Origin of the sequence: Catenovulum agarivorans DS-2 (assembly GCF_000568405.1) — a bacterium.
In the GTDB taxonomy this organism is placed as follows: Bacteria; Pseudomonadota; Gammaproteobacteria; order Enterobacterales; family Alteromonadaceae; genus Catenovulum; species Catenovulum agarivorans_A.
The window spans coordinates 1-24,346 of record NZ_ARZY01000005.1; the positions used below are offsets into that span (position 1 = coordinate 1).

The 24,346-nt window shown below is 39.7% G+C and carries 17 protein-coding genes and 1 pseudogene; 2 read left to right on the forward strand and 16 right to left on the reverse strand.

Features of this window, described 5'->3' with window-relative positions; translation table 11 throughout:
* Window positions 1-27: 27 nt before the first annotated feature.
* The 10 genes and pseudogenes from DS2_RS03885 to ffh all read right to left on the reverse strand — a co-directional run bounded on the left by DS2_RS03885 (window position 28) and on the right by ffh (window position 9,512).
* The gene (locus DS2_RS03885) at window positions 28-798 is read right to left on the reverse strand and encodes a DUF1837 domain-containing protein (protein WP_035013469.1); all 771 of its coding nucleotides are present in this window, start codon (window positions 796-798) and stop codon (window positions 28-30) included.
* A 253-nt stretch (window positions 799-1,051) separates the two neighbouring features.
* A complete protein-coding gene (locus tag DS2_RS03890) occupies window positions 1,052-2,995 on the reverse strand; it encodes a BRCT domain-containing protein (RefSeq protein WP_035013345.1) in 1,944 nt (647 codons plus the stop codon).
* A gap of 64 nt (window positions 2,996-3,059) precedes the next feature.
* Window positions 3,060-3,251 (reverse strand): annotated as a pseudogene (locus DS2_RS03895) (DNA ligase LigA-related protein); the annotation flags it as partial.
* A gap of 293 nt (window positions 3,252-3,544) precedes the next feature.
* A complete protein-coding gene (gene fadD / locus DS2_RS03900; RefSeq protein ID WP_035013347.1) occupies window positions 3,545-5,206 on the reverse strand; it encodes a long-chain-fatty-acid--CoA ligase FadD in 1,662 nt (553 codons plus the stop codon).
* Between the two features lie 104 nt (window positions 5,207-5,310).
* Window positions 5,311-5,922: a DNA-J related domain-containing protein gene (locus tag DS2_RS03905; RefSeq protein WP_051479605.1), complete on the reverse strand. Its 612-nt coding sequence runs from the start codon at window positions 5,920-5,922 to the stop codon at window positions 5,311-5,313.
* 84 nt (window positions 5,923-6,006) lie between these two features.
* Window positions 6,007-6,360 (reverse strand): 50S ribosomal protein L19, encoded by a 354-nt coding sequence (rplS, locus tag DS2_RS03910; RefSeq protein WP_035013348.1) that lies wholly within the window; start codon window positions 6,358-6,360, stop codon window positions 6,007-6,009.
* 28 nt (window positions 6,361-6,388) lie between these two features.
* Entirely contained in the window at window positions 6,389-7,144 is a 756-nt protein-coding gene (gene trmD / locus DS2_RS03915) for a tRNA (guanosine(37)-N1)-methyltransferase TrmD (RefSeq protein ID WP_081754179.1), read from the reverse strand.
* 2 nt (window positions 7,145-7,146) lie between these two features.
* Complete coding sequence (rimM, locus tag DS2_RS03920) at window positions 7,147-7,677, reverse strand: ribosome maturation factor RimM (protein ID WP_035013349.1); 531 nt, start codon at window positions 7,675-7,677, stop codon at window positions 7,147-7,149.
* A 26-nt stretch (window positions 7,678-7,703) separates the two neighbouring features.
* On the reverse strand, window positions 7,704-7,952 hold the full coding sequence (rpsP, locus tag DS2_RS03925; protein ID WP_035013350.1) for a 30S ribosomal protein S16: 249 nt from the start codon (window positions 7,950-7,952) through the stop codon (window positions 7,704-7,706).
* Between the two features lie 162 nt (window positions 7,953-8,114).
* Window positions 8,115-9,512: a signal recognition particle protein gene (gene ffh, locus DS2_RS03930; RefSeq protein WP_035013351.1), complete on the reverse strand. Its 1,398-nt coding sequence runs from the start codon at window positions 9,510-9,512 to the stop codon at window positions 8,115-8,117.
* 165 nt (window positions 9,513-9,677) lie between these two features.
* Here ffh and DS2_RS19650 point away from each other — a divergent pair, with 165 nt between their 5' ends.
* Window positions 9,678-10,472, forward strand: a complete 795-nt coding sequence (locus tag DS2_RS19650) for a cytochrome C assembly family protein (RefSeq protein ID WP_051479606.1) — start codon at window positions 9,678-9,680, stop codon at window positions 10,470-10,472.
* Window positions 10,473-10,538: 66 nt separating this feature from the next.
* Entirely contained in the window at window positions 10,539-11,816 is a 1,278-nt protein-coding gene (locus tag DS2_RS03940) for an HlyC/CorC family transporter (RefSeq protein ID WP_035013352.1), read from the forward strand.
* A 75-nt stretch (window positions 11,817-11,891) separates the two neighbouring features.
* Here the strand turns inward: DS2_RS03940 and csrA are convergent, their stop codons facing one another.
* The 6 genes from csrA to recC form a co-directional block, all read right to left on the reverse strand.
* The gene (csrA, locus tag DS2_RS03945) at window positions 11,892-12,086 is read right to left on the reverse strand and encodes a carbon storage regulator CsrA (RefSeq protein WP_035013353.1); all 195 of its coding nucleotides are present in this window, start codon (window positions 12,084-12,086) and stop codon (window positions 11,892-11,894) included.
* Window positions 12,087-12,234: 148 nt separating this feature from the next.
* The gene (gene alaS / locus DS2_RS03950) at window positions 12,235-14,832 is read right to left on the reverse strand and encodes an alanine--tRNA ligase (protein ID WP_035013354.1); all 2,598 of its coding nucleotides are present in this window, start codon (window positions 14,830-14,832) and stop codon (window positions 12,235-12,237) included.
* An 80-nt stretch (window positions 14,833-14,912) separates the two neighbouring features.
* Window positions 14,913-15,386, reverse strand: a complete 474-nt coding sequence (locus tag DS2_RS03955) for a regulatory protein RecX (RefSeq protein ID WP_035013355.1) — start codon at window positions 15,384-15,386, stop codon at window positions 14,913-14,915.
* Window positions 15,379-17,295, reverse strand: a complete 1,917-nt coding sequence (recD, locus tag DS2_RS03960) for an exodeoxyribonuclease V subunit alpha (RefSeq protein ID WP_035013356.1) — start codon at window positions 17,293-17,295, stop codon at window positions 15,379-15,381. The genes DS2_RS03955 and recD overlap by 8 nt, the downstream gene beginning before the upstream one ends.
* Window positions 17,273-20,929 carry an exodeoxyribonuclease V subunit beta gene (recB, locus tag DS2_RS03965; RefSeq protein WP_051479607.1) on the reverse strand — a complete coding sequence of 1,219 codons (3,657 nt, stop codon included), beginning with the start codon at window positions 20,927-20,929 and terminating at the stop codon, window positions 17,273-17,275. The genes recD and recB overlap by 23 nt, the downstream gene beginning before the upstream one ends.
* Window positions 20,926-24,303, reverse strand: a complete 3,378-nt coding sequence (gene recC / locus DS2_RS03970; RefSeq protein WP_081754181.1) for an exodeoxyribonuclease V subunit gamma — start codon at window positions 24,301-24,303, stop codon at window positions 20,926-20,928. Before recC ends, recB begins: the two co-directional genes overlap by 4 nt.
* Window positions 24,304-24,346 lie beyond the last annotated feature (43 nt).

The following is a 24,346-nucleotide window of genomic DNA, read 5'->3' on the forward strand; positions in this document are numbered from 1 at the left end:
ATTAGCCTCCGACAAGTTCGGGGTGATTCATCCAATATATTCACCAGCGACTTCGAGATAGGCTGCTTCAAACTCATTTGGCAAGCATCCAACCAACTCAGGTTTAGCAAAACCTATGAAACAAGAATTGTATAAAACATCTTCAAAATCAGGATTAGTTAACGGGTTCAATATGTCTAAAAGTATATCTTCATGTTCTTCATCTAGATTTGGGAAATCAATAAAACTTTCAATTAAATCAAATTCTTCTTGGTATTTATCTGCCGCTTTTTTTATCGAACTGGTTGCTTCAGTTGCCCCCGATTTAAAATCCTTGTACAGCTTTGACTCTCCTAGAAACAGCTTGAACTTGCCATCATAAAACTGCCCATGCACACCATCAGCGCTAAAAACTGGCATTTTACGGGAAGTTTTAAATGACATTTTGCTTAATAATTTAGGAGCTCCTAGATATACATCAAGCAAAGTGAACAAAATTAATTCACCTAACTCTCCCTTTGCTGTGTGCTGACTTAACTTACGAATTGATTTTTCAAAGAGCTTTTCAGCAGCACCTTCTTTTTTCAATCCGAGTTTTTTCTCAATTTCACTGCACCTTAAAACGAAGTTCGTCAATATTCCATTTTTTATGGTCGCAAAAAGCTGTGTTAGTGGGTCAGGCTCACCATCAGGTGAAACATAAATAAGAAGGGTTTCGACTGTTCTGCCATCGGCAAGAGTAAAAGGGACATCTACTCTTTTCAGTATTGCTTTTACTTCATCACAATTTTTTAGTTGTGGCTCTAGTCGTTTATCCATATAAATTTTAATGTCTATCCTTATTTCTTAGAATATTATCAAATCCTTTAACTTATTCAATCAATAAAAACTTTTAGCAAGAGCTGTTCATATATTAACTCACCTAGCGACTTTCGGTGTTTAAAGCCCTATGGTCTAGAGTCGTGAACTTTCAGTACAACGCTCATAGAATTTGAGCGATAGGAACTAATTAATTTATAAATAAGCCAACTTCCACTAGAAGAAAGTTGGCTTTGTAATACATGTTGAAAATCTAAATAATACTAATTAAATCCAAATACTCAGCTTCAGTTATTACTTCCACGCCTTTTTCTCTAGCTGCATTAATTTTGTTCTCGCCAACCTTCTCACCTGTTACTAAATAGGTAGTATTACCAGTGACGGATTTAGCCACCTTAGCTCCAAGAGCTTTTGCTTGCTTTTCCATATCGCCACGCGTGCCCTGAACCATAGAGCCAGTAAATACCACTGTCTTACCCGCAATTGGTGAATCAAGTTCTGACATTTCAGATAGTTTGTCAGTAGTCGCCAGATTGAAGTTTAACGCATAAACCTGCCTAAACTCTTTTTCAACATTGGCTAAACCTTCAACGATTGCTTCGGCACTAAGCTGAGCAAAACCATCAATCTTCACCATTTCCTCAACCGTTAAACTGAATAGCTCAGTTAGTGAATGGTGTTGTAATAACCTCTCGCAGTTACCACCACCTAACCGACTAACACCAAATGCAGCAAGAAAGCGCCAGTCTTCAATTTCTATTTCACGGCTCGCATTTAACTGATCAATTAAGTTTTGCGATGTTTTGTCACCAAATCCATATCCAACAAAATCATCTTTAGTTAATTCATAAATTTCGTGGATATGTTTAATCCCATGAGCCGAAATTTTCTCAATCACTTTTGGCCCAAAACCATCAACATTGCCTAAAGTCTTAAAAAAGTGAATCAAAGTGTTTTCAGTTTGTGCCGGACAGTCCGTTTTATTTGGGCACATTAAATGGTCAGCTTCCCAAATAAGGTGTGCATTACAACTTGGGCAATTTTCAGGTAATTGTGGCGTTGCAGGTCTTATAACTTCCAGGATCTTGGGTATTACTAATCCGCTACGAATTAGCTTTATCAACGCGCCAGGGCCAACACCATTGATTTTAACCATATTGTAATGGTGAACGGTTGCACGGCTTATGGTAGCGCCACTTAACTTAGTTGGTACGAGTTCCGCTACCGGAGATACACGCCCGGTTCTTGATGTTTGTGGTACAACCTGAACGACTTCAACTTCCGCAGATTCAGTATTCACTTTAAATGCAATTTGCCAGCGATGAAACTTTCTGGTTGCCCCCATATGCGCTTTTATAGCTTCATGAGTGGTTTCTAAAATTAAGCCATCAATATCGAAATCAACCGTATTCCACATTTCTTCGACAAGCTTGTCAAAGTCCGCCAGTAAGGTTTCAATACTACCAGTCCAGTTATTTAGTTCTGAGAATGGATAAAATACACATGCGCCATCATCAATCGCTTTTTGCACATTTCCATCTACTTTTTTCTCGGCGATAATGGCTGCCTGAATATTACGCGAATTCTCAAAGTGTTCGCTCAGCACTTCGTCAAAATACGTTTTTTTGATGACAATTTCACCCGGACCTAAGCCACGGCTACCATTATTAGCAACTTGTAATCCACGTTCAAACGCTCGGGTTATATCCTGACCTCGGTAACCATCACCTCGCGTATAAAGCACTTGGCCATCATCAAACGCTGCATAACCGTCAAGCTTTGGCGTGATTCTGATTTGGATGTCTTGTTCTGCAATATCCAGTTCACTTGCTGCTTTTAAGATGCGTTCTGTCCATCGTTTTATTTCATCAAATGAATAGGCTTTATCTGTTGATAGCATTCTTTGCGGTAGCTGAACCGTTTTCGCATCAATTAAGACTTCAGGTTCAACCACTGCTAAAAAAGGGTTTTCTGGATCAAGTTGTTCTAAGTGGCTGTGATACTTATCGTATTCGCTGTCTTCAATTATTGGAAAACCGCTTCTATAAGTCGCATTTGCTACTTTCAGCAAAGTTAGCAGTTTTTCAGAATCAAAATCTGTTTTGATAAGCATTGACTCTATTTCAGAAGCTGTAACATTCAGATCTAATTCTTCAATAATGGCAATTTGTTTTTCGTTTAATATTTTTTTTGACATAACTCTGTACCTATACCGCTGCCATCATGTGATTTGTATTGTTTCTATTTGATAGCAAAATTAGACTATCTTCACTATAAAACTCTGGGTGTGCATTTTCTAAGTCTTTTAGTTGCAGCATTAGCCTGTCGTATTCGGCATCCGGTACATTTGGATTGTCTAAGACATAGTATTGGTAATTATATTCTTCGAGTTGAATTCTTAGTTGTTCGATTTGTTGTTGTGGATTTAATTGGTCGAAATTGGAAGACTGCATACTGAATTCTACTTATTAAGTTTAGGCGGATATTTTCGGCAGGAATTTTAGCTTAATTAGTGCAGTTGCAAAACCGCTATAACTAAAAACGCCGCATTAAAATACGGCGTTTTAATCATTCTAGTGTCTTGCTGGCTGTGGCCTAAGTATAAATACAAACGGCAACAACAATGGCCCTAGAACTAAGCTCATTAGCTTGTGTGAATAAGTCACTCTCGCGTTGCGTTTTTTCGCTATATACCAAGACAATAACTGACTTAGTGTCCAAATTAAAACAATTATAAAGGGGGCCATTAGTTTTGTGGTCTTAACTCTCTACGTAAAATTTTACCAACATTAGTTTTTGGTAAGCTTTCTCTAAATTCGACAGACTTGGGCATTTTATAACCAGTCAGATTATCTTTGCAATGATTAATTAACTCTTGCTCTGTAAGTGATTGATCTTTTTTAACAACAAAAATTTTCACCACTTCACCACACTTCTCATGTGGAATGCCAACTGCTGCAACTTCAAGTACTTTATCGTTCATCGCGACAACTTCTTCAACTTCATTTGGATAAACATTAAAGCCCGAAACTAAGATCATGTCTTTTTTACGGTCGACTATTCTAAAATATCCCTGTTCGTCGTACGCGGCTATATCGCCAGTACAAAACCAACCATCTTTGATAACTTCATCCGTTGCTTCAGGACGATTAAAGTACCCTTTCATGACTTGTGGGCCTTTTACCTGTAATTCACCAGGTTCATTTACGCCCACTTCGTTGCCGTCTTCGTCGACAACGCGACATTCAGTAGAAGGTATAGGTAAACCAATAGCACCATTGTAATCTTGCAAGTTAATTGGGTTTATCGTCACCGCCGGCGAACATTCAGTCAAACCGTAGGCTTCTAACAAGCGTGTACCAGTTACTTTTTTCCACCGTTCCGCAACAGGTCGCTGCACTGCCATGCCACCACCTAACGACAATTTAAGTTTAGAAAAATCCACCTCTGCAAAACCCTTTGCATTTAATAAACCATTAAACAAGGTATTAACTCCGGTTAATGCGGTAAACGGTCGTTTATTTAATTCCTTTACAAAAGTAGGCATGTCTCTTGGGTTGGTTATTAAAATATTGGTTGCACCATATTTCATAAAGTTAAAGCAATTGGCTAGGAGCGCAAAGATATGGTATAGAGGCAATGCGGTTACAACCGTTTCTTTACCGTATTCTAAACAAGGGTCTAACCAAGCACCTGCTTGCATTAAATTTGCCACCATATTTCTATGGGTGAGCATTGCGCCTTTAGCAACGCCTGTGGTGCCACCGGTGTACTGTAAAAAAGCAATATCCTCGCCTGTTACTGTTGGTTTTTTATATTCGGATGCTTTAGCTGATGCAAGTACATGGTTAAATTTAATTGGCTTTGGTAATTGGTATTCAGGCACCATTTTTTTGATGTGCTTTACAACTTTATTGACTATAAAACCCTTTAAACCACCAAGCTGATCACCCAACTCAGTTAATATTATATTTTTTACTGGTGTTTCATTTACTACTTTTTCTAGAGTTGCAGCAAAGTTTGCGACGATCACTATTGTGGTGGCACCTGCATCATTTAATTGATGTTTAAGCTCACGCGGCGTATATAAAGGATTAACGTTTGCAACTGTACAGCCTGCTCTTAACGAACCAAATAACGCGATTGGATATTGCAATAAGTTTGGCATCATCAGCGCAACAACATCACCTTTACCAAGCCCAAGCGTGTTCTGTAAATAGGCGGCAAACTGTTTACTCTTTTCATCCAATTCACGGTAAGTCAGTGACTTATCCATATTGATGAACGCAGTTTGCTCGGCAAACTTGCTGCAGGACTCATCAATTAATTCAACTAGACTTGCGTAGTGGTCTGCATCTATCGTTGCTGGTACGCCTTGTTGATATTGCTTAAGCCAAATTTTTTCCATGTTATTTCTCTTTAGTCAGGAGATTTTTATTTACTTGGAGTATTGCAGTTTACTAAAAAAAATTCAAACAAGCGTTTAACATTTATTTCACTAACAACTTTAGTTCAACCTTTAATAACAGTCCAAGCTTGATTAATTTGTTGAATTGTCGAGACATCACCACCTTTATCTGGATGATGCAAAGCACATAACCTTTTATACCTTTGTTTTTTGACATGTAAACTACTTTCAGGTCTGACCTCTAGAGTGTTGCACGCTTGGATGTATTGGTCGCTGTGACAGTATTGCTGAAATTTTTGCCAAAAATTTGCTAACATCCTTTCGACCTGATTCTGGTCAGTTGAGTATAAATTGTTTAGGTCTAAATAATATGCTTGCATCGGGTCTGCATCGGTTAATGCATTGCCAACTTGTTTGTCGCTGGCCATAATCGGCGTCACTTGAAACTTTGCTAGGCCGATTTGTAGGTAAGCCTTATTGTGTTTAAGCCAATGCAGTTGCAGTTTATACAAGCAATGAAACAGTAAGAAGTGGACTTGAAAAAGTTGTAAGGAATCAGCGGGATCGTATTCAGGTATAAGCGGTGGATTATGCTGAGAAAGTTGACGTAAAACGTCTATTTCTTGATATTCTCCATAATCTGCCGACAAATTATGTTTGATATACTCAAATAAGTTTTCGATTAAAACCGTGATTGGATTTTGAGATTCAGGCATTTAAAGGTCATTTTAGCCAAAGTTGTGAGTTAACTTTAGCTGATAAGAAAAAGGCTCGCAAATGCGAGCCTCTCTACAAGCCAATTATTTTTTAGCAAGCTTTTCTTTGATACGTGCAGCTTTACCAGTTAAGTTACGTAAGTAATATAACTTAGCTTGACGCACGTCACCACGACGCTTAACTTCAACTTTTGCAACTAATGGGCTGTGAGATTGGAAAGTACGCTCAACACCTTCACCACCTGACATTTTACGTACAGTGAAAGCTGAGTTTAAACCACGGTTTCTTTTACCGATCACAACGCCTTCGTAAGCCTGTAAACGCTCACGGTCGCCTTCTTTTACTTTAACGTGAACAACTACTGTGTCACCTGGACCAAAAGAAGGAAGGTCCTGTTTCATTTGCTCTTGTTCGAGCTGTTGAATGATGTTACTCATAATAACCTACCTTTCCTAGAGTACACTGCTATTCTTGCAAATAATCAGTTTGGAATGCTTCCAATAACTGCTTTTGCTCATCAGTCAGAGCTAGGTTTGTTAATAATTCTGGGCGTCTTAACCAAGTTCGACCCAATGCTTGCTGCATTCGCCATTGCTCAATTTTTGCATGGTTACCACTTAATAAAACCTGTGGTACAGCTTTATCATTTAATACTTCAGGCCTTGTATAATGAGGGCAATCTAACAGACCGTTTTGAAACGAATCTTGTTCAGCTGACAAATTATGTCCTAACACCCCGGGTAACAAGCGAGTTACCGCATCTATTAGCGTCATCGCGGGCAGTTCCCCACCACTTAATACAAAGTCACCAATAGACCATTCTTCATCAATTTCAGACTCTATGAGTCTTTCATCTATGCCTTCGTAACGACCACAAACCAACAGTAATTTTGATTGTTTAGCCATATTATGCGCTGCCACCTGGTCAAATTTTTTGCCTTGTGGAGACAAGTATATGGTTTTAACACCTTCACCTGCCTGCGCTTTTGCTGCACGTATTGCATCCTGTAGAGGCTGAACCATCATTAACATGCCAGGTCCACCGCCGTAAGGGCGGTCATCTACAGTTCGGTGTTTATCCAGAGTAAAATCTCTAGGGTTCCACCGATGCAACTCAAAAATACCTTTTTTAAGTGCTCGTCCTGTTACGCCGTAATTGGAAACTGAATCAAACATTTCAGGAAAAAGGCTTATCACCCCAATCCAATTTAATGTAGACACAATTAAAAATCCGCGTCCCAGTTTACCGTGATTAGCTGATTATCTTTGTCTACTGACACAATAACCTGCTCATCAATAAATGGTATTAAACGCTCTTGCATTCCAAATGCATCATTCAGGTTTGCTTTAACTACTAATACGTCATTTGAGCCAGTTTCCATCAGTGCTTTAACAGTACCCATGTTGTAGCCATCAGTATTTACAACGGCCAAACCGACTAAATCACGCCAGTAAAACTCACCTTTATCGAGTTCTGGCAATTGCGCTTCTGGTACAACAATTTCCATACCAGTTAGCAATTGAGCTTTTTCTCTGACATCAACGTTTTCTAATTTAACGATGAGGCCTTTGTTGTGTCGACGCCACTCGACAATATTTGTTTCTTGCCACAGCTTGTCTCGGCCGATTGTCCAAGGGCTGTAAGCAAAAATTGCTTCAGGGTCTTCTGTAAAAGAATTTACTTTTAACCAGCCTTTTACGCCGTACACAGCACCTAAGCGCCCTACTACAACTTTATTCTCTGGTTCAGTCATCTTTTAACTTTCTTAAAACTCTGAAATTAAGCCGCTGCACTAGCGTCTTTAATTAAGCTTTTTACACGATCAGAGGTTTGTGCACCTTGACTGATCCAGTGATTGATGCGTTCTAAGTCTAAACGTAAACGCTCTGATTCACCGCGAGCCACTGGATTAAAGAACCCAACACGCTCAATGAAACGGCCATCGCGAGGTTTACGGCTATCCGCAACTACTACTTGGTAGAAAGGACGCTTTTTAGAACCACCACGAGATAAACGAATTGTTACCATATCGTACCCATAGTTGATTAGTTAATTGAAATAAAAATTGGCTGCTTTTTACCATCGCTGGCAAAAAGCCCGTGAATTGTACACATATTAGGGGGGAATGCAACTTTAGTGGTATCAATACACCACTAAAGTTACTGAATTTTTACAGGCTTAGCGTTTGTTTTAACGACCGAACATACCTCCTGGGCCACCAGGTCCACCAAAACCGCCACCCGGAGGCATCATACCTTTCATTCCACGCATCATTTTCGACATGCCACCTTTGCCAGAAACTTTTTTCATCATTTTTTGCATCTGGGTAAACTGCTTTAATAGGCGGTTAATGTCTTGTACCTGAGTACCCGACCCCATCGCGATTCGCTTTTTGCGAGAGCCTTTAATAAGGTCTGGTCTAGCGCGCTCTTTCGGTGTCATTGAGTTAATAATGGCTTCCATTTGCACAAACTGCTTATCATTGACTTTGTCTTTGACATTGTCTGGCAATTGACTCATTCCTGGTAGTTTACCCATTAATGACATCATACCGCCCATATTACGCATTTGTGCTAGCTGGTCTCTAAAGTCCTCTAAGTCAAAACCTTTACCTTTTTGAACTTTCTTAGCCAACTTCATTGCTTTATCTTTGTCGACTTTTTGTTCTACTTCTTCAATCAAAGATAAAATATCGCCCATTCCTAAAATGCGCGAAGCAATTCGGTCTGGGTGGAAAGGTTCTAATGCATCGGTTTTTTCACCTGTACCAATAAATTTAATTGGTTTACCAGTGATATTACGAATGGATAAAGCCGCACCACCACGAGCATCACCATCTGCTTTAGTTAAGATAACGCCTGTTAAAGGTAACGCTTCATTAAAGGCCTTAGCCGTATTTGCTGCGTCTTGACCTGTCATCGCATCCACAACAAATAAAGTTTCTATTGGGTTAACGGCTGCGTGCAAGTCTTTAATTTCGTCCATCATGTCGCTGTCAACATGTAAACGACCGGCGGTATCTAAAATCACCACATCAAAAAATTGCAATTTACCATGTGCAATTGCGCCGTTAGCTATATCTACAGGCTTTTGTTCTACATTACTTGGAAAAAACTCAACACCAATGTCTTCAGCCAGTGTTTCTAACTGCTTAATCGCAGCTGGACGATATACGTCAGCACTGACGACTAAAACTTTTTTCTTTTCTCGCTCTTTTAGGTATTTAGCTAATTTACCGACAGAGGTTGTTTTACCTGCACCTTGTAAACCTGCCATCATAATGACAGCTGGTTTTTGTGTTGCTAAATTTAGCGATTCATTCGCTTCCCCCATAGCACTGACAAGTTCAGCATTAACTATTTTTAAAAAGGCTTGGCCAGGGTTTAAGCTTTTACTAACTTCTATACCTAATGACTTAGTTTTTACGTTATTAATAAATTCTTTAATAACAGGTAAAGCAACGTCGGCTTCTAATAAAGCCATACGTACTTCACGTAAAGTCTCTTTGATGTTGTCTTCTGTAAGGCGGCCTTTGCCCGTTATATTCTTTAACGTTTGACTGAGGCGATCGGATAAATTCTCAAACATGGATTGACTGTTCCTGCATATATATCACATCAAATTTTGCGCCATTGTACCTAATGACGTTCACTTTTAACAACTTTATCTACTAATCACTTGCGTTTAGCCCAATAGAATGGAAAATGGGCCCTTAAAGCAAATTTGATAATTAATTTTAACAAAGGAATATAAATGAGTTTGGCCATTGCAGCTGTGTTTGCCTATTTAGCCAGCGCGTCGGGGTTATTCTTACGCTTGTTCAATAAACTACATAAATATACTGGATTGTTTATTGGTAAGGGTGTTGTCGCTATTTGTTTGCATCTAGGTTATTTGTTTAGTGCTTTTGATTTAACACACCAAGATACTTACTCGTTATTCTTAGTTTGTAATATATTTGCGCTATTCGGCGCGGCTTTGGTGATGGCGTTTTACTTTTTTAGTAAAAATTTGTTTGCTGTGCCTATGGTGTTGTTATTTACTTCTATTATTTGCAGCGGCAATTTTTTTGTTCTTCCATCTGCGGAATCAAACGCTCACTGGTCATTGGAAAACTTTGCTCATATAAGTTTAGCCTTATTCAGTTACGGCGTGCTTACATTAGCGACCGTTTTAACCTATCAATATAGCTTTTTGGCAAATCGACTCAAACATCATGATTTGTCCGTTTTAGCTTTACCTATGCCCTCATTAAATTCAATTGAACATCAAATTATCGGCTTGCTTAAGCTTGGTTGCTTGTGTTTATTTATTTCAATTTTTACCGGCTTTATTTTTATGGAAGATTTTTGGGGATCTGGCCAAGCGCACAAAACCATTTTATCGATTTTGGCATTTATGCTTTTTATAAGCGTTATTATAGGTCACCAGAAGCAAGGTTGGCGTGGTAGAATTGTTGTGAGCTTAACAACTATTGGCATTAGTTTGCTTACAGTTGGTTATTTTGGCAGCCGCTTCATTCGCGAAGTCGTATTGCAAGCTGCTTGAATTAAGTTATCTTGCCCCAATAAAGGCAGTAACTTTGTTGTGTTTAACTAATATAGGACTTTTCTATTGGACGGTATATCCACCAATACACTATTGATAATTTTAGGTGTTTTGGTTTTCGTTTCAGCTTTCTTCTCTAGCTCAGAAACCGGCATGATGTCTTTAAATAAATATAAATTAAGACATATGTCTCAATCGGGCGACAAAACAGCGCAAAAAGTTTCCCAAATGTTAGATAGACCTGACAGACTTATCGGGCTTATCTTGATTGGCAACAATTTAGTCAATATTGCGGCCTCATCGATAGCAACCGTTATTTGTTTACGTTTATTTGGTGATTATGGTGTTGCAGTCGCGACTTTTGGATTAACCATAGTGCTACTAATTTTTGCTGAAGTGACGCCGAAAACACTTGCAGCTTATTTTCCAGAGAAGATTGCGTTTCCAGCTTCTTATGTTTTACGTGCCTTAATGGTGCCGTTTTACCCTTTTGTATGGGGATTAAACCTAGTTACCAATGGTGTGCTGAAGTTATTTAGAATTAACCTAGATAATCGAGAAGACTCACTGACCCACGAAGAGCTAAAAACTGTGGTAAACGAAGCAGGCGCATTAATTCCTCGTCGTCACCAAGACATGCTGTTAAGTGTACTGGATTTAGAAAATGTTACAGTAGACGACATTATGGTGCCACGTAATGAAATTGCTGGTATCGATATTAACGACGACTGGAAAGATATCGTTAAACAACTCACGCATGGCACACACACGCGTATATTATTATATCGTGATACTGTGGATGATGCTGTTGGTTTTGTCCACTCTCGAGACGTGTTAAGACTGTTATCGAAAACACAGTTTTCCAAAGAAACTTTGTTGCGTGCGGTACGTGAAATTTATTTCGTGCCTGAAGGCACACCATTGAATGTTCAATTGCTTAAGTTTCAACGTAATAAAATTCGCATTGGCTTGGTTGTGGATGAATATGGTGATATTCAAGGGCTTATCACTTTAGAAGACATATTAGAAGAGATTGTAGGCGACTTTACCACCACCATGGACTTACCCACTTCTAACACTGTTAAACAAAATGACGGTAGTTTTTTAGTCGATGCGAGCAGCAATATACGAGATTTAAATAAACAGTTTAAATGGAAGTTACCTGAAGATGGACCAAGAACCCTAAACGGTTTAATTCTAGAACATTTAGAAGATATCCCTAATCCAAATGTATGCTTTCGTTTGGCCGGTTATCCTATGGAAGTATTGGATGTTAAGGAGAATATGGTTAAGCAAGTTAAGGTTATGGCCAGCGAATATCGTAAACCGCGCAAGTCTGCGTAACATGATCGTTACCTTGATGAAAATAAAAAACCGGCTAAAAAGCCGGTTTTTTGTAATTCTTTGTCAAGGAAAAGATCAATATTCGGTGTTACCCGAGCTTTGATTTTTTTCTGCTTGAATTCGCATGTAAATCTCTTCACGGTGAACAGAAATCTCTTTCGGTGCATTAACACCAATTCGAACCTGATTACCTTTAACACCTAAAACAGTAACTGTAACTTCATCACCGATCATAAGTGTTTCACCAACACGTCTTGTTAATATTAACATTTGCAGCTCCTATCCTATATTCCAATACCGTCAACAGCGGTTGCACCTACTGCTAAAGTTAGCTCAAAAATCATTAATAACCAAAGTTTTTTTACAATTAGGTTAAAAAATAATAATAGTTGCAACCAAAGAACGTTATCTTACTTGTTTACAATTTTGTTGCAAGCCAAGATTCAACACTTTGCAGTGCTGAAGCTAAGTTTTCAGGCTGACTTCCGCCTGCTTGCGCCATATCGGCACGGCCACCGCCTTTACCACCAACTTGAGCAGCCACCATAGCGACTAACTCACCTGCTTTAACTTTAGATGTTAAATCGTCAGTTACACCAGCAATAAGGTTTACTTTCTGCTCACCCTTTAAACCTAATACAATCACACCCGAACCAATTTTTTGTTTAAGTTGATCTAGTGTAGTTCGTAAAGCTTTAGGTTGAACACCAGAAATCTCAGAAGCTAATAACTTAGTACCACTGATTTCCTTAGCTGATGCCAATAAATCACTACCCGCTTGGCTTGATAGTTTATCTTGTAGTTTCTGTAACTCTTTTTCTAAAGACTTGCTTTTGTCTAATACTTGAGTCACTTTGTCGATTACATTGTTACTATCGGTTTTTAATAAGGCTGCAATCTTATTCAAGCGTGCTTGCGTGTCCACTACATATTGACACGCAGCTTGGCCTGTAATCGCTTCTATACGGCGAACGCCTGCAGCAATACCAGCTTCAGAAGTTATTTTAAATAAACCAATATCACCCGTGGCTTGTACATGAGTACCACCGCACAATTCAATTGAAAAATCGCCCATAGATACTACACGAACTTCGTCATCATACTTTTCGCCAAACAACGCCATTGCACCTGCCGCTTTAGCATCTTCAATCGCCATCAAACGCGTTTCTAATGGATTATTGTTGCGGATTTGCTCGTTGACAATATCTTCAACTTGTTGCAGCTCTGCTGCGGTTACCGCCTCAAAATGCGAAAAGTCAAAACGAAGTTTATCGGATAGAACCAACGAACCTTTCTGATTAACGTGTTCGCCTAAAACTTGTCGTAACGCAGCATGCAATAAATGGGTAGCTGAGTGATTAAGCTTAATTGATTGGCGACGACTTGAATCGATTTTCGCCTGCACTTTTTCACCGACAGCAAGTGGCGCTAATGCAATACCTTGATGGCCAAATGCTTTAGAAATTTTAACTGTGTCTTGCACATCAAACACAGCACCACCTTGGAGTAATTGGCCAGTATCACCCACTTGACCACCAGACTCAGCATAGAAAGGTGTATCTTTTAAGACAATAATCGCTTTTTGCTCTGCATTTACACTATCAACCGCCGCACCATCGACTAAGATCTCGATAATCTCAGATTCGGCAACTTCATTTTCATAACCAATAAAGTCTGTAACTTGGTCTGATTTAACATCGGCGTTGTAGTCTTTACCGAAATTGCTTGCCTGTTGAGCTCGTTGGCGCTGCGCTGCCATTTCTTTCTCAAAACCAGCTTCGTCAATTTTGATATTGCGCTCACGTGCAACATCATTGGTTAAATCAACTGGGAAACCGTAAGTATCATACAATTTAAAGACCAGCTCGCCTGGTATTGTATCTCCTTGTAAATCAGCCAATGCTTCGTTCAAGATGGCTAAACCGCGATCTAATGTTTTTAAGAATTGCTCTTCTTCTAATCGCAAAACTTTTTCAACAATCGTTTGTTGAGTTTTCAGTTCAGGATAAGCTTGTGCCATTTGCTCAATCAGTGATTGGTAAACTTTCCAAAAGAAGACTTCTGTTGCACCTAATTGATTACCATGACGAATCGCGCGGCGAATAATTCGACGCAATACATATCCACGACCTTCATTTGACGGCATCACACCATCGGCAATTAAGAAACCGCAAGAGCGAATATGATCAGCAATCACGCGCAATGATTTTGCAGATAGATCTTCAACCTTTAATAGTTTGGCAATATCTGCAATTAGATTCTGGAAAATATCAATTTCATAGTTACTGTGGACACCTTGTAAAATAGCAGCAATACGCTCTAACCCCATACCAGTATCAACCGATGGTTTAGGTAATGGCTCCATTGTACCGTCGGCATGACGGTTATATTGCATAAAGACTAGGTTCCAAATTTCGATATATCTGTCACCGTCTTCTTCTGGCGTCCCTGGAGGTCCACCCCAAATGTGCTCACCGTGATCGTAGAATATTTCGGTACACGGGCCACATGGGCCGGTGTCGCCCATCGACCAGAAGTTATCTTTGGCACCAATGCGTGATACACGTTCAGGATCAACACCAATTTTGTTGATCCAAATATCAGCAGCTTCATCATCTTCAGTAAATACAGTTACCCAAAGCTTTTCTTTTGGAAGCTTAATAACCTCGGTTAACAATTCCCACGCAAAGGTAATTGCTTCTTCTTTAAAGTAATCACCAAAGCTAAAATTACCCAACATTTCAAAGAAAGTATGATGACGCGCGGTATAACCAACATTTTCCAAGTCGTTATGTTTACCACCAGCTCGCACACAGCGCTGAGAAGAAGTTGCGCGTGTATAGGCTCGTTTATCTGAACCTAAAAAACAGTCTTTAAACTGGTTCATACCAGCATTAGTAAACAATAACGTTGGGTCATTGGCTGGGACTAATGAGCTACTATCAACAATCTGGTGTTGTTTGCTGGCAAAAAAGTCTAAAAAAGCCTGCCTAAGTTCAGCAGTGGTCATTTTCATTTTGCTTTCCTGTAATCTTGGGTAGAGGTTTAATTATTCTCAAAAATGGTTGCGAAATGTAACATAAACCAAGAGTTTAGTTAATATCCCTCAGAAATAATTTCCAATGCAAGCTGTATGTCTGAGCTCGAATAACCTCGAGAATAACAATAACGTAAACATTTTTGTTTTTGTTTGTAGTCGGTCAAATCTTTAGTGGCATATTTCTTTTCAATTACTCGCACCAGGTGTTCAACCCAGTTTATTTCAAGTTCACAAATTATATCGTTAAAACTGACAGCGACCTGATGTTGAAAAAACAACTGTTGAATATACTTTGGCCCATAACCCGATTGTGCCTTAGCTCGAATCAAGCTTGTTGCGTAACGTTCGTCACTTTGCCAACTCAGCTCAGCAAGCTCATCCAACAACTGGTTAGCCGCGTCTTTTGGGTAATTGCGTTGTTGTAATTTGTTAAATAATTGACTGCGTGCGTATTCTTTGCGCGACAGCAAATAAGTTAGATATTGCTTAGCTTGTGCTTCGTCTTCTAAATCTGGTAGCGCTTTAATCATGCTGATACAACCTAGCCGCTAAATTTGAGCTTCTGGTTTGCCTGTTAGTTAATGCGAAGTCCCAAATTTCCCTTTTAGACAGTACTGTAACGGCTTTTTTTGCACGAGTGATCCCCGTATAAATGAGCTCAGGTGTTAAAATTGGATTCGGCATTTCAGGTAAAATTAACCCAACATGTTTAAACTCTGAACCTTGAGTTTTGTGTATGGTCATCGCATAAACCGTTTCATGGCTCGGCAATTTGGCTAAACTGGTTGATTTGACCCCTGAATCAGTTTCAAAATAACAAACCAAACGGTTATTTTCTTCCGGCCATACTATGCCAATGTCGCCATTAAACAATCCATGCTGATAATCATTTTGCGTTATCATTATCGGGCGCCCTTTATAATGCTGGGTATGCGCTGAAACGCGTAGTTGCTGCTTAATCTGCCGCTCAACCAATTGATTAAGCGCTTCAACACCATATGCGCCCTTGCGCATCGAGGTTAATATTCTAAATTGATTTAAAAGCTCGAAAGCTTGGTCAATGTGGCTACATTTTTCAATGCTAGAATAGTAGCGTGCAATCGCATCTTCTAACCAAGTTTGCAACTGACTGAATTCGACATACGCCAATTCATGTTGGGAAAAATCAGTAAAACCATTTTGTTGATGTGCCAACAAACGCTGCCAGCTTACTCGATCTTGACCTTGAATCACTTCTTTGGCTATCGCACCTATTTCGCCGCTAAACCTATGCGTTTTTTGTAAAAAAGTAATATGCGCATAAGGGCTATCCGGCATCACTTCGACTTGCTGGCCCGTAAGGGTTTTAATTAAGTTAGCTGTGTCTTGAGGGTAATGTGTTGCCGATTTTGGGGCTAAATCAGCCAATAGATTGCCCGTTTCAACCGAAGGTAACTGGTCAGCGTCTCCCAACATAATAAGCGTTGCATGTTTGGGTAAAGCCCTTAAAACATGGCACATCATAGCTAAGTCGATCATAGAAACTTCGTCAATCAGTAACAAATCACATTCAAGCGGCTTGTGCTGATTATAAGTGTAACCTACTTTATACGGGTGGTATCCGAGTAGTCTATGTAAGGTTAGCGCAGTTTCAGGAATTGATTGCAATAATTCTGGGTCAACTTGCTGTTGCTGCATTTGTCCTTTTGCGGCAATTAAAGATTCAGTTAAGCGTTGAGCAGCTTTGCCAGTAGGTGCGGCCATTAGAATTTTTAACGCTTGATTTGTATCAGCCTGAATCGTTTTCTGTTTTGCTGCCTGCACAGCTAATAATCGAGCGACTGTGTAAGTTTTCCCTGTACCAGGGCCACCACAAATAATGTTAACTTTTGCGGATACTGAACTTGCAACCGCGACTTTTTGCCAATCAATTTCGTTTTGTTGGCAGTCGGCGTTTGCAAACAACTGCTGAATCAGTTGTGCTAAATAGTGCTGAGTTGCACAATCAATTGTGCCCGTATCGCTGCAATCAAATAGTGCGTTAAAACGGTTGGCAACTTCGATTTCATAATGCCAGTAGCGTTTGATATATAGGCAGTTAGCATCGACAATAAATAAACAATGAGTCGATTGACTCAGTGGTTGCGACTTATCGAATTTGTTAAACAGTTGCTGACATAGGCTGGGTTCAAAATAAAAACCTTGGTGGGTTTCGTCATTAAACCAAGTTTCGCCAGCAAGCTGTGAAAGCGGTGTACAGACATGTCCATTGCGTAGTGCGGAATGGCAGGCAATCAATAACATAAATAAAGTAGTCTGCTGCGCCTCAACAAGCTCGCAGTCGGCGTGTTTGGTTATTTGATGCACTGCATTTTGTGCAAAGTGATAGTCAATCGGTTGAATATCTGCAAGCACCTGGGCGCACTCAGCAAAGCGATTAAAACAGGCTGATTTGTCCACGATCCTCTCCTGTTTGTTGTTCTTCTAATTGGCAGTCGGCCATTAAATTATCTAAGGACTCAATGACCTTTAGTTCAATGGTGTTGTAATAAACACCATAGTAATCACCCAAACTTTGTTCAGCGGCTTTCATGCCTCGTAAATATAAGTAATAAACACCACCAAAATGTTCTTTATAGTTGTAGGTCGGCAAACGGTTTTGCAAATATCGATGCAGTGCCACTGAGTAGATCAAATATTGCAAATCATAATAATGACTTTGATTATTTAGCTTAAGTTGCTCAAACCCATAATCCGCTAACTGGTTGCCTAAATGGGTTGATTTGTAATCAGCAACATAATACTTACCTTGATATTCAAAAATTAAATCTATAAAGCCATGCATCATGCCTTTAATCGCATTTGTTTGTAACAGGTAATGTGCGTGTTGTTCTTGTCGGTGTTGAGCTAAAATTTTATTGAGCTTAAAGATATTTAAATAATTAAGCGGGAAATAAAACTCTGCTTCGCGTAAGGTTTGGTTAAAGTGTAAATCGGCTAAACAAAAGTGCTCACCAGTTGGCGAACCATCTAAATTCATTAGTGGTAAAGGTGTTTGCACCACTTCATCTAACCAAGCATATAAATATTGATGCTGCTCTTCGGGCAATTGTGCAAATCTCGACAATGGAGCTTCAGAAACTTCTGACCAGTTTTGCTTGCTGAAGTCACTATGTTCCAATATATCATGGAGTAAGTTGCCCGCATCAGCCCCTTTTTTTAAAGTAAACCTCAGTTCGTTTTGTATTGGCTCAACTGCTGGCTCTGCAGGGCTGGCTAATTGTTTTAAATTAAATTCGTCGTGTCGCTCTATCTGTTTTATTTGGCTATGCGAATTACGTGTCAATGAAGAAAATGAACTTAAATACCAATTGTCTTCAATGTCGCCAGTGAAAATATGCACCGGCAATTCACCAGTACTTTGAGCTGAGTTATTTAATACTTTTACTTCAATGTCATCGACCAAGCTATCAAACTGTTTAATTGAAATTGCACCTTGCATGGCTTGCTCTTGTGCGATTTCATTGAGTTGCTGGGGCCATTTAGATTTATCTGTGCGCTGCAAATCTAAGCATTTTGCCAAAGCAGATTTTTCTGCATGGTTATGCATAGGCATACCAATATAAAGCCTATGCTCTGCACGGGTAACCGCGACATATAATAGCCGCACAGCTTCTGCTTCGCCTTCTAATTTATTGGCTTGTAAAGCACTGGCATCTAAACCAACCTGCAGATCACTTTTGCCAGTTGCTTGGTTAAAATAGCGCAGCAAATAGTTGGTTCGATTGGCGACTTTAGTTGGGTCAGAATACTCTGTTGCAAACGGTATAAAAACAATTGGGTACTCTAATCCTTTAGATTTATGCTGAGTAACAATTTGTACTAAATGACTATCACTTTCGAGGCGTAGCTCTGCTTCACTCTGGGACTGAGGCAAACTAACTTGCTCTTTAAACCACTTCATCAGCTGTTGCGGATGTTTGAGCTGAATCGACTTTTTTTGCAAAATTTCAGCTAGATGTAGCATGTTAGTTAAACCGCGTTCATGAAACTGCGGTAATGGTTGATAGTTTTTTTGCATTAAGTCGAGTAAAACCGACATAATGCCTTTTTGCTGCCACTGTAAGCGATATTGCTGCAATTGCTCAATAACCAGATCATACTGGTTATGATTATTATCTAGGTGTAAATCAAAAATCTGTTGTGCTGTGTAACCGAACAGGTCACTGGCCAGAGCTCGATTGATCAGCTTACTGTTATCGAGCTCCAATAGCGCTTCAAGCACAAACAAAATATGTTTTGCTTGTGTTGACTCGAATACATTAGAACTTTCACTCAAATATACCGATGCTATATTCGCTTGTTGGAGGGCCTGTTTGATAACAGCTGCTTCAGTGCCTGTACGAACTAAAATAGCAATATCTTGAGGCCGTACTGCTCGATTATTTAGCTCAACCTCCTCAAGCAAACGCACGATTTCATTTGCAGTATATATGGCTAAACCTGTTTTAAGATCGGCTTTATTTTTGACTACTTTGTTATCCTCATCCGTAGGTTGGTATAACCAGTAATTAACCGCTTGGTAGTCGCTGTTATCATTAAAAACATTCTCGGTTGATTTTTTTCCGGCATTAACTTGTTGATATTGAATGTCAAAACCAAATACATCACGAGCAGGTAACTCTATGTTTGTGCCATGAAACAGTCGATTATACGCCTGAATAACCAATAAATTTGAGCGCCAATTGGTATCCATCACCCAAATATAATCAGCATGGTTACGCGCAGCCAAATAGGTAAAAATATCACCGCCCCTAAAACCATATATCGCTTGTTTAGGATCGCCTATCATAAAAAGTGCATGTTCAGCTGCGTCTACCGCATAAAGGCTTTGCAGAATCTGGTATTGATTTGTATCTGTATCTTGAAACTCATCAATCAAAGCTACAGGATATTGTTTACGTAGTTGAGGTATTAATTGCTGTTGTGCCTGCGGTTGATTTAGCGCGTTGGCGAGCAAATATATCAAGTCATCAAAATCTAATACTTTTTTAATACTCTTGTTTTGCACAAAGCTTATACGAATGTCGTCAATTGCACTTGCAACTATTTGGTTTACATCGGCCGCATCTAAATATGCTGCCAACTCAGCATCAAATGATGCAGCCGTCTTTTTATACTCATCGCGCAATGCTTTAACTGGTGCAAAAATATCACTGATTAGCTGATTATTTCGATAGCGATTACCATTGATAAAATCCCCCACTTCTTTTGGTGCGATTTCTAGCGACGGATTATCTAACCAAGCCAACATGCAAGCCCATTCCGCTTGGCGTTTTTGTTGTTCCGCGCCCTTTTTACTATACACAAGTGCTTCAAATATATCTGTTTGCTGGGCTAACAGGTCATGTCTTAATTGCTTTTTACGCGTGTTAATAGCCTCTAACCAAAGTTCAACTGCAGCTTGATGAGCTTGGTTAATCTTATCGGCTGTTGCGACAACATACTGCTGCTGTGTCTTTAATGCATTGGAAAATTGGCGAAAAAATCTATCGGGGGTGTGCCAATTATATTGATATAAAGCATCGATAATACTTTGATTGTTGGCATTTGTTCTAAACCAATCTTGTACAGCTTGAATGAGTAGCTCACTGGTATCCACTTCCATATTCATTTGCATCGGCAGCTGACTGGCAAAAGCTTGTTGGCTAAGCACTGTTTTACAAAATCCATGAATGGTGTAAATACTAGCTTCATCCAACTCTAGTAGCGCTGCTTTTAACTTTAGTTTGGCCGCTTCAGCTGGCACGGCTTGGTGTAAACTAATAAAAAATTCATCTTCTGAATCAGCTAATGATGACCATTTATTTAACGTTTCACGCAAAACCTTTTCGATACGGCCTTTAAGCTCTTCGGTTGCCGCTTTAGTGAAGGTCATCAATAAGATTTCTTTTACGCTCAGGTTTTTCTCCAGCAGTAAACGTAAATATATCCGTGTGATGTTATACGTTTTACCCGTACCTGCGCTGGCTTCAATTAAATGGCGTCCACTCAACACCATATTTTCTACTGATAACAAATTACCTTGACTCATAAGGTTAAATCCCTTTGCAATAGCGCATAGATAGGTTGAAATAGTTCAATACTCATTTGATAGTCTTTTAGGTAGTTTGCCGTTAACGCTTCTATATCTGGATACAACCATTGGAAGTGTTCGTTTTGTTGCCAAAACTTTTCAACGCTGTCGACCCATTTATTGAATAAAGTCTTATCGTTCTTCAATGCTGTTATATCGTGAATATCTAACTTTTTACTCTTGTTGATGGCTGTAAAGATTGGCTGCATCAATTCGATTGATATCAACCTAGGCTGGCTAAATTGCTGCTGATATGCCACAACTAGATTGGCTAATTGTGCTGATATAGATGATATATCGACAAAACTATCTTGTAGGTAGCCAGTCACTTCAATCGTCAGCGATTCGCCTTTTCCTTGAGTGAAAATGGCAAAGGTATTTTGTTGTGTTTGTTTGTCTAAACAACTGGCTAAATGGACCAACCAATGCATTAAATCATCTTTGGCCTTTTTGCTTGTGGGGCGAGTATGCAAAGTGCCTTGCGTCCCTTCAACAAGATCAATACTGAGTTGTAAATTATCACATGGAATAACAACTGAACGGCGCTGATATGGTGCGCATTGACTTAGAGCTTGATGCAATTGCAGTGCTTTTTCACAAGTTTGCTCTAGCTGTTGTTCACTAGCAATGTTTTCTGGTAACGCTCCTTGCAAACGGTACGCTCGTATTACACTGGCAACATGCTGGCTACTTGAGTCAGTGTCAGGTGCATTTTCAATTAATGCGTTGCTGATTGAGTCTGTTAATTGGTAATCTAACAGCGTATCTAGTTCAAAAGGTTCGACGTCTGTGTCTTGTGTCTGTTTTAAACTAAGCTCTAAACCTAATTTATAGCGGCAATAATAGCTAAATGGATCAACAAACATCTGCACAAGTTGATGCGCATATAACGTGGTTACTATGTCGTTCTCTGCATCATTCACCCACGGGCTAGATAGAATCTTCGGCGATTTTCGAGGCTGGGCGAGCCGATGCCATTGCACTGCATAACTGCCAAATTCTGCAAAGTTTCTTGGATTAAATGCATGCAGCGGCATCTGGTTAATGTTTGAATTCTCACCATCAAAGCACCATCCATACCCATGTACTAGGTAGCCCATTAACTCTTTTAAAATTAAACTTGGTTCTCTAACCGCGTTGTTCTTAACATCCCGCCCTTGATAACTTAAATATAATTTATTGCGTGCGGAAATGAGTGCCTCTAAAAATAAATACCTATCGTCAGAACGACGAGAGCGATCCCCCATCCGAAACTCGGAATATTGGGTTAGGTCAAAACTTATCGGTGTTTGCTGCCTTGGATAAACGCCATCATTCAAGCCTAAAATAGCAATCACTTTAAAAGGTATACTGCGCATTGGCACCATAGAACAAAATGTAATTTGCCCAGTTAGAAATTGGCTACTGGTATCCGCTTGCGAAAATTGGTGCTGAAGATAAAATCGGATCACCTCTAGCGACAACGGTTGATTATATTGAGCTTTTTTCGTTCGTTCCGTTAAGCTATTAATTGCGTCTTGAATAATGAGCAGTGATTCTTGCTCTTGCTCGTCCACCTCGAAAAAATCTGCCAACATATCCGTTAAATACACATGCCATTTTTCGGCACTGCGAGTTTGATTCAACTCACGGGCATGCAATTGCAATTGCTCAAGCAATTCGCACAATTGCCCTAAAACAAGCGCGTTTTGTCCTTCTACATGTGGCATATATGCAAGATCGTCTGTGAACGCTTGTTCGCTAGAAAAGCCGTACCCAGACAGCAAGCGCTCTATCGCCCATTGCCAAGTATAAATTGCGTCGCTATTGCAATTGTGAGTGACTTGCTGCTTATGCGCATGATCTCGGCCCCAGTGGACATTCGCTTGTTTTAACCACCACTCAATTGTTTCGATTTGACTTTCGGCTAAGTTAAATTTGTTTTGTATTGCGGGCAAACGTAAATAGTCGAGAATTTTACTCACCTCAAAACGGCTATCAGGAAGCTCTAACAGTTCAAGGAAAATACTAATTATCGGCTGCGCATCTAACTGGTTTCTATCGGCAATAGTGCAAGGTAGCCGAGTATTTTCACCTTCGACAGCTTGTTGCCTGCCCGAGCGAAATACCGATTGAATGTAAGGTGCATAGTCCTCTATCGCGGGGCACATGACAATCACATCACGTGGTGTAAGACTTGGGTCTTTAGCAAATTCGCCCAATAAGAAATCATGCAGAGCTTCTATTTCACGCAGTGCGTTGTGGCAACTGACAAAATGAAATGAATTATCTATCTTGCTAACAGATTCAGGTGCATTACTTGCGTCATTGAGCGTTAATATATCCCGTTGAACTTGTTGCAAACAGCTTGGTGCGTCTGCACTTTCTTTTGTATGCCCACTATCAGATTTATTTTCTAAATCAAATGCGCTGATTTCAAAGCCGTTAAGCTTTTGCAAGCTCGCGAAAAACCCTTTGCCTTGTTGGCCCAAATTGGCTAACAATGGATGACCGACGTCATTTTGCTGGATCCAAGTGTCAAGTTTTTTTAATTTTAATTGTTTAAGCTGTTGCTTGACCGCTGATTTTTCAGTTTGTATATCCCCCCAGTAATCGACACATGGGTTTAGGTGATATAAATGAATATTCACCCACTGAGCAATCACTTCAAAAAATTCTAATGTTTTTGGCGGCATTGTATTAATACCAAAGATGTGAATATCACTTGGCAATAAATGGTGATTGTGTTCAAGTACCGATAACATTTCGTCTTGTAATGCCACAGGATGATAAGCAGATTGTTCAACCAACATCATCCACAGGTGCTGCTGCCACACTTCATCAGCTTGTTGTGTATTCAACTGACCCGCTTGCCAATTGTCTATCCAATCAGGACGATAAAGCATATATTGCTCAAACACATCCGCCACTGCCTGAGCCAGCTGAAAAGCCTTAAGTTGTTGCTGACCTTGCTTAGCGATAGTGTTTTTATCTGATTGCCAATATTGGGTAACAAGTTCGCTTACATCCGAGTTTAGCCATTGTTCACTGTGGAAAATCTGCTCAATTCTAAAAGTGAGTATTTCTCGGCTATAAGGTGATTGTCGCGGTATTTTGTCGCTGCCGAGCACTTTTCGAGCCGTATCCCAAATAAATCTCGAAGGCATGGGGTAGCTAATATTCATAGCGACATTGGTTAATTTTGACAATTGCATGTTGAGCCAATGCTGCATACCTTGGCTTTCAACTAAAATTATGTCTTGGCTTAATACCGAAGCCCGTCGATATTGCATCACTGAGTTAAGCAATATAACTAGGTCTTCCAATTTATTTGAGGGATAAAGAGTTAACACGGGCCGCCTAAATTTAACTTTAAAATACGAAACATTGCATCTT

What these genes read in the sequence shown, in the direction of transcription:
- DS2_RS03885 (WP_035013469.1), bottom strand. Translation starts at nt 798, where the DNA reads ATGGATAAACGACTAGAGCCACAACTAAAAAATTGTGATGAAGTAAAA.
- DS2_RS03890 (WP_035013345.1), bottom strand. Translation starts at nt 2,995, where the DNA reads ATGTCAAAAAAAATATTAAACGAAAAACAAATTGCCATTATTGAAGAA.
- fadD (WP_035013347.1), bottom strand. Translation starts at nt 5,206, where the DNA reads ATGGAAAAAATTTGGCTTAAGCAATATCAACAAGGCGTACCAGCAACG.
- DS2_RS03905 (WP_051479605.1), bottom strand. Translation starts at nt 5,922, where the DNA reads ATGCCTGAATCTCAAAATCCAATCACGGTTTTAATCGAAAACTTATTT.
- rplS (WP_035013348.1), bottom strand. Translation starts at nt 6,360, where the DNA reads ATGAGTAACATCATTCAACAGCTCGAACAAGAGCAAATGAAACAGGAC.
- rimM (WP_035013349.1), bottom strand. Translation starts at nt 7,677, where the DNA reads ATGACTGAACCAGAGAATAAAGTTGTAGTAGGGCGCTTAGGTGCTGTG.
- rpsP (WP_035013350.1), bottom strand. Translation starts at nt 7,952, where the DNA reads ATGGTAACAATTCGTTTATCTCGTGGTGGTTCTAAAAAGCGTCCTTTC.
- ffh (WP_035013351.1), bottom strand. Translation starts at nt 9,512, where the DNA reads ATGTTTGAGAATTTATCCGATCGCCTCAGTCAAACGTTAAAGAATATA.
- DS2_RS19650 (WP_051479606.1), top strand. Translation starts at nt 9,678, where the DNA reads ATGAGTTTGGCCATTGCAGCTGTGTTTGCCTATTTAGCCAGCGCGTCG.
- csrA (WP_035013353.1), bottom strand. Translation starts at nt 12,086, where the DNA reads ATGTTAATATTAACAAGACGTGTTGGTGAAACACTTATGATCGGTGAT.
- alaS (WP_035013354.1), bottom strand. Translation starts at nt 14,832, where the DNA reads ATGAAAATGACCACTGCTGAACTTAGGCAGGCTTTTTTAGACTTTTTT.
- DS2_RS03955 (WP_035013355.1), bottom strand. Translation starts at nt 15,386, where the DNA reads ATGATTAAAGCGCTACCAGATTTAGAAGACGAAGCACAAGCTAAGCAA.
- recB (WP_051479607.1), bottom strand. Translation starts at nt 20,929, where the DNA reads ATGAGTCAAGGTAATTTGTTATCAGTAGAAAATATGGTGTTGAGTGGA.